Source organism: Patescibacteria group bacterium (genome assembly GCA_041664365.1).
Taxonomy (GTDB): domain Bacteria; phylum Patescibacteriota; class Patescibacteriia; order UM-FILTER-42-10; family UM-FILTER-42-10; genus JAHJEX01.
In genome coordinates, this window is sequence record JBAYKW010000006.1 from 38,728 (window position 1) to 51,829 (window position 13,102).

At 43.6% G+C, this 13,102-nt stretch carries 7 protein-coding genes and 2 tRNA genes; 6 read left to right on the forward strand and 3 right to left on the reverse strand.

The features are described from left to right. The 5 genes from WCW66_04550 (at position 1) to WCW66_04570 (ending at position 8,826) form a co-directional block, all read left to right on the forward strand. Positions 1-1,911: an ABC transporter substrate-binding protein gene (locus WCW66_04550; GenBank protein ID MFA6391990.1), complete on the forward strand. Its 1,911-nt coding sequence runs from the start codon at positions 1-3 to the stop codon at positions 1,909-1,911. Between the two features lie 264 nt (positions 1,912-2,175). Further along, positions 2,176-2,262 (forward strand) — tRNA-Leu (locus WCW66_04555). A gap of 69 nt (positions 2,263-2,331) precedes the next feature. Continuing rightward, positions 2,332-2,446: transfer RNA gene (locus WCW66_04560), tRNA-OTHER, on the forward strand. 48 nt (positions 2,447-2,494) lie between these two features. Next, positions 2,495-4,270, forward strand: coding sequence for a ribonuclease J (locus WCW66_04565; GenBank protein MFA6391991.1), 1,776 nt, complete (start codon positions 2,495-2,497; stop codon positions 4,268-4,270). Between the two features lie 194 nt (positions 4,271-4,464). Then, positions 4,465-8,826 carry an FG-GAP-like repeat-containing protein gene (locus tag WCW66_04570; GenBank protein MFA6391992.1) on the forward strand — a complete coding sequence of 1,454 codons (4,362 nt, stop codon included), beginning with the start codon at positions 4,465-4,467 and terminating at the stop codon, positions 8,824-8,826. Between the two features lie 143 nt (positions 8,827-8,969). Here the strand turns inward: WCW66_04570 and WCW66_04575 are convergent, their stop codons facing one another. Further along, complete coding sequence (locus tag WCW66_04575) at positions 8,970-9,416, reverse strand: hypothetical protein (GenBank protein MFA6391993.1); 447 nt, start codon at positions 9,414-9,416, stop codon at positions 8,970-8,972. Between the two features lie 271 nt (positions 9,417-9,687). Here WCW66_04575 and trpS point away from each other — a divergent pair, with 271 nt between their 5' ends. Continuing rightward, a complete protein-coding gene (trpS, locus tag WCW66_04580) occupies positions 9,688-10,677 on the forward strand; it encodes a tryptophan--tRNA ligase (protein ID MFA6391994.1) in 990 nt (329 codons plus the stop codon). A 74-nt stretch (positions 10,678-10,751) separates the two neighbouring features. Here the strand turns inward: trpS and murI are convergent, their stop codons facing one another. Both murI and WCW66_04590 read right to left on the reverse strand, forming a co-directional pair. Beyond that, positions 10,752-11,561 carry a glutamate racemase gene (gene murI / locus WCW66_04585; protein ID MFA6391995.1) on the reverse strand — a complete coding sequence of 270 codons (810 nt, stop codon included), beginning with the start codon at positions 11,559-11,561 and terminating at the stop codon, positions 10,752-10,754. Positions 11,562-11,573: 12 nt separating this feature from the next. Then, the gene (locus tag WCW66_04590) at positions 11,574-13,061 is read right to left on the reverse strand and encodes a phosphomannomutase/phosphoglucomutase (protein ID MFA6391996.1); all 1,488 of its coding nucleotides are present in this window, start codon (positions 13,059-13,061) and stop codon (positions 11,574-11,576) included. Positions 13,062-13,102: the final 41 nt, after the last annotated feature.

Here is a 13,102-nt window from a genome sequence, read left to right on the forward strand (position 1 = left end):
GTGGGAAAAGATAACAATACAGCGGAAGAAAATCCATCAGTTGAAAAAAATCCTGAAGGTAGGAATAAATTTTCAAACATGTTTTCAGTTATTAAAAAAAGCAAAAAAAATAACGACGGTTCTTCAGATAAAGACAAATGGATAAAAAAGCATAAACTGATGGAGAAAAAACTGGTAACTTCGCTGAACGATAAAAAAATTCCGACCTACCGCCAATTCAAATATCTACCGCGCTATTTTACCAAAAAAGAATCTACCATTGTACAGATTGCGCTGACTGTTTTCATTATTTCGTTCCTGTTTGTTTTGGTCAGGGTTTATCAGACCGTAACCCATGTTGTTCCTCAATCCGGCGGAAAGTATACGGAAGCATTGGTCGGATCGCCAAAGTATATCAATCCGATACTGTCTCAAACCAACGACACGGATATGGATATCGCCAGATTAGTTTTTTCCGGTTTATTGAAAATTGATTCAGATTTGAAATTAGTAAACGATCTTGCGGAAAAGTACGAAATATCCGAGGACCAGAAAGAATACACGGTGTATTTGCGCAAGGATCTGAAATTCCATGACGGTCAAGACCTGAACGCTGATGACGTATTGTTTACCTTTGAAAGTATCCAGGATACGAGCTATCGAAGCCCGTTATATCTGAATTTCAGCGGTGTGGGATTGCAGAGGATTGATGATTATACAGTCAAATTTGTTTTGCAGGAACCTTTCACTCCGTTTTTATCCAGTTTAACTTTTGGTATTTTACCGGAACATATTTGGGCCGAAATATCGCCGGAATCAGCGTATCTGGCTGAATATAATTTGAAACCAATCGGTTCCGGGCCGTTTCAATTCAATAATTATACAAAAGACAAAAACGGAAATATTAAATCATACGAACTAAAGAAATTTGAAAGTTTTTATGATAATAAACCGTATTTGGATCAGATTACTTTTAAGTTTTATCCGGATCCTATATCGGCAATGGACGCGGCAAAGAATAAGAATGTTGATGGCGTGAGCTTTGTCGCCAATGAATATAAGGAAGAACTACAAAAAAGAAATGGAAATATAGAATATCATTCCCTACGTTTACCCCAGTATGCCGCGGTGTTTTTCAACCAGAAGAATGAACTGCTGAAGACCAAAACCGTGAGAGAAGCGCTGGCCTATGCTGTTGATAAGCAATCAATCCTACAGAATGCGTTAAACGGGGAAGGCGAGATAATCAATGGTCCAATATTGCCGGGTTATGTCGGTTATAATCCTGAGATTAGAAAGTATGAGTTTAACCTGGATGAAGCTAGGCGGATTTTGGAGGAAGATGGCTGGAAGTACCCGGATGCTGTTGACGGTGAGCCGGCGCCTACGGTCCGCGTTAAGGACGGCGCGGAACTGGCGTTCGCGATTTCTACTATTAATTCATCGGAATATCTGGCGACACTTACGATAATTAAACAAGCATGGGAAAGTATTGGGGTACGTTTAGAGGTAAAGGAATATTCAACCAAAGATATTCAGAAAAGAGTGATTAAGCCACGCGCATATGAGGCGCTGTTATTCGGAGAAATAGTCGGAACTGATCCGGATCCGTATCCTTTTTGGCATTCTTCGCAGAGCAGGGACCCGGGCCTGAATCTTGCAGTGTTCTATAATAAAGATATTGATCAGCTGTTGGAAGAGGCCAGAAAAACGAATGATGAAGAACAACGTCGACTGAAATATTTGCATTTCCAAAACATTCTAGCAGACGAGATCCCCGCGATCTTTTTATACAATCCGGTTTATACATACGGTTTGGATGAAAAAGTCAAAGGATTGGAGGGTCAATATATTTCCGTCCCCTCAGACCGTTTCTCCGGTATTTTAAATTGGTTTATCAAAACCAACCGTAGATGGGGAAAGGAGTCTTAGTATTGTGACAAATTAAAATCAGGGGATGTGGTGAAACTGCCATAAACCGCTAAAGGGTTCATGGCAATCCAGTTGTACGTGATTATTAGACTAACATTTTTAGTGTACGGTTTTTAAAAATTAGGGGATGTGGTGAAACTGGCATACACGCAGCGTTCACCTGCCCGCCCGTCCATCACGCATATGCGGGATGGACGGACCCGCCATCTTGCCAGATTTATTGGTAAGATATATCTTTTCAAAGTTAAAGTACATAAAAAACATGCCGAAGTGGTGAAACTGGTATACACGCAGCGTTCAGGTCGCTGTGGGCGCAAGCCTGTGGGAGTTCGACTCTCCCCTTCGGCACCAAAATTCTATTATTCACTATGGCAAGGCCCGCCCGCCAGAGTGCCTCTGGCACGTCGGGCGCGGCAGGCGGGGGTCGCTGTGGGCGCAAGCCCGTCCAATTTCTAAGAACACATATCAAATCTTTCTTTGACGCAAAAATTGTACGGGCAAGCTCGTGGGAGTTCGACTCTCCCCATCCCCACCAGAAAATTATTTGAAAGCTATATTATTTGAATTAAATCATTATCAATTTATGAATCCAAAAAACACAAAACATCGTTCAAAACAAAATAACCGGATCAGAGTTTATCGCGCAGATACCGCCGAGATAAAGCAGGATAAAAAAGAAGAAATGAATAAAAGAGGCGAGCCGGTACTGAAAGTTATTGTCATGGGTGGAAATGAAGAAGTGGGTCGCAATATGACGATTCTGGAATACGGCAAGGACATTATTATCATTGATATGGGTCTGCAATTCCCCGAGGAAGATATGCCGGGGATTGATTATATTATCCCGAATATTTCTTACCTTAAGGGTAAAGAAAAAAATATTAAGGGGGTAATTATCACTCATGGTCACTATGATCATATCGGCGCTATTCCACATATCATGAATAAAATCGGAAATCCGCCGATTTATGGCAGTCCGTTAACACTCGGTATTATTGCCAAAAGACAGGACGATTTCAAACAAAGCGGAAAATTGAATCTGAATCCGGTCAGCAATAAGGATATTTTAACTATCGGCCGGTTTAAAATTGAATTCTTCGGCGTCAGTCATAATATCCCGGGGTCATTTGGCGTAATTGTTCATACTCCGGTTGGTCCGATCGTGCATACGGGAGACTTTAAACTGGATCTTCAGCCGGTCGGTGACGTGGAACCGGATATTGCCAAGATTGCCAGACTAGGTGAAAAAAATGTGCTGGCTCTATTGTGTGACAGTACCAACGCAACCCAGCCCGGTCATCAGTTCACTGAAACTGAAATCCAGGGGAATCTGGAAGATATTATCCGAATGGCTCAGGGCAGAATTATTGTCGGAACATTCGCCTCCCTGTTAATGAGGGTTCAGCAAATTATCCAGTTGGCGGAAAAATACAACCGCAAAGTTGTGATTGACGGATACAGTATGAAAACAAATATTGAAATTGCTCAAAAGCTTGGGTACTTAAAAATCAACAAAGGCACTTTACTGCCAATGAGTGAATTACAAAACTATCCAAGTCGCAGGATTCTGGTACTTTGCACTGGTGCTCAGGGTGAGGGTAGGGCAGTACTGATGCGTATCGCCAACCGCGAACATAAGGTGATCAGAATTGAGCCGGAAGACACGGTTGTATTTTCATCTTCCGTCGTACCGGGTAATGAAAGATCTGTTCAGAGACTGGTTGATACTCTGTACCGCGAAGGCGCGGAAGTAATCAACTATAAAATGATGGACATTCATGCGGGCGGACACGCGAAGCAGGAAGACCTTAAATTGATTATTAAACTGATCAATCCAAAATATTTTGTTCCGATTGAAGGCAATCATTCATTCTTGAAAGTCCATGCTAAAGTAGCAATGTCTGTCGGTTTTGATCCGAAGAAAATATTCGTCGCCGATAACGGACAAATCATGGAATTTACCAAGACAACCGGACGACTGACCTCAAAAAAAGTTCCATCTGATTATGTGTTTGTGGACGGGTTGGGCGTGGGTGATGTTTCCAACGTGGTTCTACGTGATCGTCGGATGATGTCTGATGACGGTATGCTGGTTGTAATAGCCACAATCGATGCAAAGACCGGCAATCTGATCGGCAATCCGGATATTATCTCCCGCGGGTTTGTATATATGAAGGAGAATAAAAAACTAATCTCAGATACCCGGGAAAAAGTGAAGAATTTGCTGAATGACAAACATCCGAATTCATCGGCCAACGATGCTTACATAAAAAACAAAATCAGGGATGATATCGGTCAGTTCCTATTCAGCAAAACACAAAGGAGACCGATGGTTTTGCCGGTGGTGATTGAGGTGTAATTAGTGTGAAGTTGACAACTGACGATTTATAGTGTATAATTGCTAGGTAAACATTAATTTAACCTAATGTTTAAGGAGGCAAACACAAAAAATAACAAATTGATTCAAGTTTTTTGTTATAAGGAATAAGCTGCTGCTACATAGCAGCTTTTTTATTTTATTAAATACGAATTAAATAATTAATAAATAAGTACATGAAAAGTCTCAAAAAACTCGCCAAGTTTGGTGGTATCAGTTTTTTTGCGGTTGCATTACTTCTTTCCGGAGCGAATATTGCTGCTGCGGAAGACTATCAAGATCCCCCTATAGATACGCGTGTCACTTCATTCACTGTTACTCCCGAATCGACGGCATTGGGAGCAACTACCACCTACAACATCAGTCTTACTTTAAATACGGCAGTAGCGGAGATACCGCTTTGGACCAGCGGGACGGGTGTGCCATTAGGAATAAGTTTTAATACCAGCGGGGGATGTCCACCCGAAGTAGATTGGCAAGCCTGCGGAGTTGATTTATCAAATGCCGCAATCTCAGGCTTAGCTGGAAGTGTTATTCCTGATAGTTCTCAAAATTATATTTATTTTTTCGCCGATGATTCTCTGTCCGCCGGGACAATTAATTTCTCTATTACAGGTGTAAAGAATCCTTTATACGGTGGCGGTTTATTCTTCGGTAAAATACAAATTCAGTCACCGCAGTTGCCACCGGGAGAAATGTGGCCGGAAGCGACTTCACCTAATTTTATTTTGGGAGCCGTATCATTTTACGGCAAGGTGCTGACTCCGAGTGGAACTCCGATTAACGGAGTCGGTGTCAATGTACGCAATGATAACTTTTCGGTTAACAATAGCTCCGGCGCTGACCCGGACGGAAATTTTGCAATTCCTTCCACGGGTATGACAGCAGGCGGTGCATATTTTATTGAAATATGGCTGCCGAACGGTACTCAAGGATATATTGCTCCAAATGCCATTCAAAAAACTTATTCTGGTTCAGCGGAAAACGTCGGAACTATTACATTGGCTGTCGCATCAAAAACAATTACGGGAACGGTTAGTTATGACACCGGCGGAGCGGTGACAACAGCAAGTGTCAGAGCCTGGAATAATAATGGGGCAAGTTCCCAGGCGGATGTAAATGCTAGTGGTCAATATACTATGACAATCGGCGGTGGAACTTGGGAGCTGATGATAGACAAGCAGTATGGACCAAATGGACCAGTAGAAACAGACTGGGTATATAATAATCAGCAAAAACAACAGATATCATTCGCAGACAATAATAGTACTGAAGCACAAACAGTTAATTTTTCAGTGCAAAAAACAAACGCGGTTATTAAAGGATGCGTAAAAACTCCTGATGGCAATAAACTTCAAGGAGGCTGGGTGGACATCCGGTCCGGTGAGGGACAGGGAAACGGTGCCGGTATCGACGGTCAATCCGGTTGTTTTACTGCCAATGTCAAAGACGGGTCTTACAAGTTACAGGTATTTCCTAATAATCAGGATCCGAGCATGGCTAGATTCTATCTTCCTGAAAGAGATATATCAGTTGGAAATGGAGAAACTGTTAATCTTGGTAATCTGGTAATGCAAGAGAAAACTTCCCAAATTACCGGTAAGGTATCATTGCAGGATGGAACGGGTGTCGAGGGTATCCGAATCGGTTGTTGGCAGAATAACGGTTCCGGGTGGGGCGAAGCACAATCCGGTACAGACGGAACTTATTCTCTCTGGTTATCGCCGGGGAAATGGCAATGTGAGGCACAAACCTGGGGTGATTCCTTATATATTCCCATCCGCACAAGCGGTCCGATGAGCTTGTATGAATTAAATGCTAATCAAACAATCACTGGAGTAAATCATTTAGTCCAGATGGCGGATGCTACATTGACAGTAAAAACAGTTGATAAAGACGGCAAGGCAATTTCCGGCAATGCCTATGGCTGGGCTTATGCCAGAGTCAAAGGTTCAGGATATGAAAAGGGTTCAGAATTTGGCGGTAATCTTGATCGGGGTACAGCAAGTATTAAACTGATCGGCGGTAGTACATTCATTGTCGGTGCAAACATGCCACCGGACCAGGGCGGATATTTGCTTGATAAAGAAGTGGAAATTGCCGTTCCAAAAAACGGATCAAAAGAAGTAACGCTTACGTTGATTGTACCGGATGCCGAAATTTACGGATTCCTGAAAGATCAGGACGGCAAAGTGATAACCGGTGTTGAGGCTGATATATATGCCAACGTTGCGGATAAGATGGGTCCGAACAGTAATCCCGGTGCCTTTGCCAGAGTGAATACGAAAGACGGCAGTTATAGCCTGAAAGTACGCGGAGGATATAAATATGTTGTTGGATATTGGTTCCAGATGAACGACCAATTTGTTCAGACTCATCCGGATTATTCTCCATTTACGGTTTCAGTAGGCGGGCGAGTACCAAAAATCCTTACCGCGTTCCGTGCTAATTCGTCTGTTGATGTGACACTGCTCGATCCGAACGGCAAAAAAATTGATTTTGGATTTGTTTGGTGTTCTAATCAATTTTCCATGAAAGATAAAGTACGAGGGGATTTCGAGGGCGGTAAAGTAATTGAAGCGGGTGGTGATGTAAGAAATGGAATAGCGCATATTCCGCTGATCTCCGGCGAATATGAATGCGGAGCAGGTATGAAAAGCGGAGACAATTCCTATATGCCTCCGGAAAATGAAGCCATAAAACTGAAGTCCGGTGATGCTAAAAAAATATCATTAGAATTTCGTAACGCAGACGCCACGCTGTCAGGGTTAGTAACGCGTGATGATGGCGGTGCAGTGCCTTTCGGCTGGTGTCATGCCTGGCAGAATGAGGGTGGATTTTCAGGTGCCGAAGTGTTTGATGGTACGACCAGCATACCTCTGACAATTGGAACATGGTATGTCGGATGTGATTCAAAAATTGATGATTCCGATAAATTTTTCCGATCGGATGAAATGCAGGTAGTTGTTTCTGAAAAAGGAAAATTAAGCAAAGATTTTGTTCTGTCTGAAGCATCGTTCAGTATCCCGGAAGGATTGACCGTAGTCTTTGATTCAACAACACTGAAAACTATTAATCTGCCGGACGGCACAAGCCTTTCTATTCCGGCAAATGCGCTGGCCACTGAGGGAGACGTCACAGTAATTGCTACGCCGAATGTGAATGTGTTCCAGACATCAGACACCAAGATTCCGTTCTATGCCTGGGACTTTGAGGCGCTTGATAGCAGTCAGCAACTGATAACTGAATTCAACAGTAATGTAACTATTTCCATTCCATATGATCAGGATATTCTGGAGGAATTGGGGATTGAAGAAGAAGGATTAGTCGCAAAGTATTACGATGACACTGCGGGTTCCTGGAAATTGCCGACCGGCGTTTCCCTGGATACGGAGGGTAATGTAATTGTCGTCCAGGTAAATCACTTTACAAACTACGCGGTTACAACGGGTGAATCCGTAGGTTCTGCATCCGCTGAGAACGGTCCGTTTAACCTGGTTGCCACTCCAATGTCAGAAGGCGGTCCGCAGGTTGGCGTCTTCGATAAGGACGGCAACATGATCGCAACCTGGTTTGCTTATTCCTCTACACTGCGGATGGGTTTAACCACTGAAGTTGCTGATCTGGACGGGGATGGTAATCCGGAAATAATCACGATTCCGGGTGAAGGATTTGACGCTCAGTTGCGTGTGTTCGATAAAAATGGAAACGTGTTGAGCCAATTTATGGCATATCCAACAGGATTCAGAAATGGTGTCAGCGTAACCGCATATGATTTGGATGGCAACGGTGAAAAAGAGATTATTACTGTTCCCAAAGACGCGGCCGCTGATGTAAAAGTATTTGATCGTGACGGTAAACTGCTGGCCCGCTTCAATGCTTATGGTTCAGAATTTACCATGGGGGCAGAAGTTGAGGCAATGGATCTGGACGGTGATGGACAGGGTGAGATTGTCGCATATCCGACAGCCGGTTCCGGACAAGTTCGGGTATTCGACAAAGACGGCAATGTTGTAACTCAATTCAATACTTACGGTGAAGGTTATCGTAATGGCATTCACGTTACTCTTTCTGATCTGAATGGTGACGGTACGGTTGAAATTATTACTTCAACTAAAGACACTGTCGCACATGTTAAAGTATTCAACAAAGACGGCGGTCTTCTGGCCCAGTTTATGGGTTATGCCGCAACCTTTGTCGGCGGTACCAAAACCTATACCGGTGATGTTGATGGTGATGGTGACAAGGAAATAGTGTTACTGCCGGACACCAATGGTTCCGCTCAAGCCAGAGTATTCGACAAAGACGGCAACCTGCTATCCCAATTCTTCGCCTACCCTTCAGACAGTAAAGGATCTTTCTCTGCCGCTGTCGGTGATCTGGACGGTAACGGAGTTGCTGAAATAAGCTTTGGTCCGGGATCAGGGCTGGGACCGCAAGTACGCGTATTCGACAAAGACGGCAATGCACTGTCCCAGTTTTTCTCACTGCATTCCGGGTACCGTGGCGGTATCAATCTGTCGTTGATTAATCAATAAATTTAATTCTTCTCTAAGAAGAGAGAATCTAGAAATAAAAATCCTCCGCAAAGCGGAGGGTTTTTATTATATAAGCATTTAAAAATAAAAAGTGGCCTGATAGATAAAGTCTCTACCAGGCCCACGAACTATTGCGTACTGGGTTATTTCCCGAACAGCTTCTTGCGAAGCTCGTAGCTTTTCCCAGCAATACCATAGAAGACCACGTCTGCCATGATCTTCCCAACGAACACTCCGACAAGCGGATTGCCGAAGAGTTTTTGCGCGCCGAGCATGCAGGCCGGCCGGATCAGCGAGCTGTCGAAGAACTCGGCGGGGCCGAATTCCAAGACCAGGTTCCGGATCGTCCGCCAGATGATGCGCAAGAACGAGATGTCGTCCTTGCGGTGAAGACGGATCTCCCGAACGAAGGCGAATCCGTAGAATCCGACGTTCTCGCCAGCAGTGCCGGCGTAGGCGGTCGTGATCGGATTCGATGTGGACTGCTGGGCAATCAAGGCGCCAAGCATTGCCGTGATTGTTCCGCAAACCTCCTGCCAGCCATAGCGCTTAACCAGCATGATCAGGAACTGCCTGGTCTTGTATGGCATTGCTCGCAGAAATCGGACAGTTTGTTCAGCCGTCCCAAGTAACCACCTGGTCAGCCCGTGCCTTAGTTTTGGCACTTCTCTCTCCTTAGGAAGGAGCAGTCCTAATTGTTAAATAGGGGTTCTACCCTATATTAACCAAACAATATATCAGATATCCATGCAAATGTCAATACCAGTGGAGGTAAAAAATTAATTATGAGATTAGATTGGAAATATTATTTTTAATTGGAATATGTCGATTTTTTAAAAAAAATGTGTTAGACTGTAATATATGAAAGAAAAGAAATATATTTTTAGTGGCATTCAACCTTCGGGAGCAATCCATATAGGTAACTATTTTGGTGCTATAAAGCAGTGGGTTGAACTGCAAAAAGAATATACTGGGATTTTTAGCATTGTTGATTATCATGCCATTACGGTTGATTATGATCCGCATAAGCTCCAGAGGCGGATTTTAGAAGCGGCAGCAGACTATATTGCTGCCGGAATCGATCCTAAGAAAAGTATGATCTTTGTGCAATCAGATGTTCCGGAACATGTGGAACTGGCGTGGCTTTTTAATACTATTCTGCCGGTCTCTGAATTACGCCGTATGACTCAGTACAAGGAAAAATCCGGACAACAGCAGTCAGCAAGCGCGGGACTTTTAAACTATCCTATCCTGATGGCGGCGGATATTCTGCTGTACAAAGCGATAGGCGTTCCGGTTGGAGAAGACCAGATTCAGCATGTAGAATTAACCCGTACGATTGCCCGAAATTTCAACCGGAAATTCGGCAAGGTATTTATTGAGCCGAGCGTGATTCTGTCGCGCGGGTCACGGGTAATGTCCTTGTCGGACCCCAAGAAAAAAATGAGCAAAAGTTTAGGTGAGAAACATTACATCGCGCTTTCTGATAGTCCCAGCGTGATGCGTAAGAAGTTTATGAGTGCGGTTACAGATACAGGAGTAACAATGCACGAAAACAAAAAAAGCCCCGGGGTTTATAACCTTTTTGAATTGCTGGAACTGATGACGGATGCGCAGACTGTAGCGGGATTTGAAAAACAATATCAAACCGGCAGTCTTTCTTATAGAGATTTGAAAGAAACACTCGGTAATGCGGCGGTTGCGATGTTTGCGCCTTTCCAGAAAAAAAGAGCAGAATTATTATCGGACGAAAAAAAGCTGAAGAAGATATTGGCAGACGGTGCAAGTAGGGCGCGAAAAATCGCTCAAAAAACTTTACTTGAAGCAAAACAGAAGATGGGGATTGCCTAGTTAAAATACAAAGAGACGCTTTATCAGCGTCTCTTTTTGTTTCCAGTTTTTACTTTTAATATTGAGTTTCAGAATCAGCCCAGTCCTATCGTTTCTGCATTTATTTTTCTGCCTAAGTATTTTTGTGCTGCCGATTCAAACCTGGCGCTGTTTTCAGTAGTATAAAAAATTCTTTTTGGCGGTTGTGTTTGAGACGGTTTTGCAAATTGCGGATGCTTTTGTAGGTAGATTGCCAGTTTTTCGGCTACAATTTTTCCACTGTCCAAAACTTTAGCTCTTTTGCCGAAATAGTTTTGAATATCCTTCTGCAGCCAGCCATAATGCGTACAGCCCAAGATAACCGTATCAGGCTGGTAATTTTTCAACGGTCTGATATATTTTTTCAAAATCATTTTTGTCTCCGGACGTTTTTCCCAGTTTTCTTCAATTAGAGGCACTAGTAGTGGGCAAGCTTGCTGGACTACTTTAATTTTACGGTCTTCATTCTGCAATTCCCTGACATAAGATTTTGATTCTACTGTACTGCGGGTACCCATAACTGCTACCATCTTTTTTTTGGTTGTAATTGCCGCCTCTTCAGCCAGTGGCCTGATTACACCCAGGACGTTTTTGTCCGGATATTTTTTCGGTAAGTATTCCTGCTGCAGTTTTGGCAGTGCTTCAGCAGAAGTAGTGTTGCAGGCCAATATAATCAAATCACACCCTTGGGCAAACAGAAAATCCACAGCTTCTCTAGCATATTGATAGATTACTTCCTGACTGCGATTGCCGTACGGAGTACGGGCGTTATCGCCGAGATAGATATAATCATATTGCGGCAGGGTTCCCTCTATATTTTTATAGATTGTCAGCCCACCAAATCCTGAATCAAAGATTCCTATCATATTTTTCCTTCTTTATACCCAACCTAATCGTCCGGTCAGGCTCATTACTTCTTTTCTGTCTAATTTGTCTTCAATCTCCGGGAACTGTTCCAGGAAATCGGCAACAACATTTTTCATTTCGATAACCCGCTCCTTAGTATCTGCTTCAAAACGGACAGTAAGATACGGGCTGGTGTTGGATGCGCGAACGATCGCCCAGCTTTTATCATCAAAACTCATTCTTACGCCGTCGATTGTGATCGTTTTATATTGTTTGGAGAAATGCACCTGCACTTTTTTGATCACATCGAATTTAACTTCATCAGCGCAGGGCAGTTTGAGCTCGGTAGTTCTGACAGTAACCGGGAAGTCTTTAAACAATGCGGAAAATGGCTCATTCGACTCCGCCAGCAGTTCCAGAATTCTGGCACCGGCATACATACCGTCTTCACTTCGGAACAGTTCTTTAACAAAATAGATGTGTCCGGATACTTCTCCGCCGAAGATGATATCGGGATCCTTCCGGAACGTGTCTTTGATCGGCGCATGACCGGTAATATGCATCAGTGGTATTCCCCCGAATTTTGGAATCAGCTCTTCCATCAACCTGGTGCACTTAACATCATACAAAATTTTCTTTCCCGGATCGGTTTTCAAAGCTTCCCGCGCGAGCAGGAGAATCATCATATCGGTATCAACATATTCGCCGTTTTCATCCACGAATCCTACCCGGTCGCCGTCCGCGTCCAGTCCGATCCCGCAATCCGCTTTCGTTTCCACGACTTTTCTGCCCAGCTCCTCCATATTGTTCGGCATTTCCGGATCCGGCACATGATTCGGGAAGGTCGCGTCCGGTGTGGTGTATAGTTCCACAACTTCGCAGCCGAGTTTGCGGAAAAACTGCGGGGCAAAAAGACCGGCACTGCCGTTACCGCAGTCAATTACAACCTTCAGTTTACGTTTAATGTTCAGTTTTTTTGTCATGAATTCCTCGTAATCCGGATATACTTCTTTCTTTTTCAGTACACCTTTTTCCGCCTGGATAAAGTCCTCTTTTTCCACCATTTCTCTGACCACCTGCAGTTCATCACCATAGATTGGCAATACACCCTTGCCGTTCATTTTAAAACCGTTATAGAAATATACGTTGTGACTACCTGTAACATTTACCCCGCCGTCAAATTCGTAAAAACCGTTGGCAAAATAAACCAGGGGAGTCAGCGCGATGCCGACATCGGTAACATCGCACCCGGTGGAAAGAATACCGTTAATGAACCCTTGAGTCAGTTCGTTGGAAAACGGGCGCAGTTCCTGCCCGACCACGATATTTTTGCCGTTATATTTTCTTTGGATATAAGTTCCGTAAGCTTTGCCCAGTGCTTCGGCTACTTCCAGCGTAATATTAATCCCCGGGAAAGGGCCGTACCATTTTTCAAACTCTGCGATTGCATCTTTAGAAAATTCTTTTCCCGCGATGCCACGGATATCATACAGGCGGAAGATTGTTGGTGATACATTCATATTTTTTCGGATAAAATATGGCCGAGAAATTCCCGGTCATA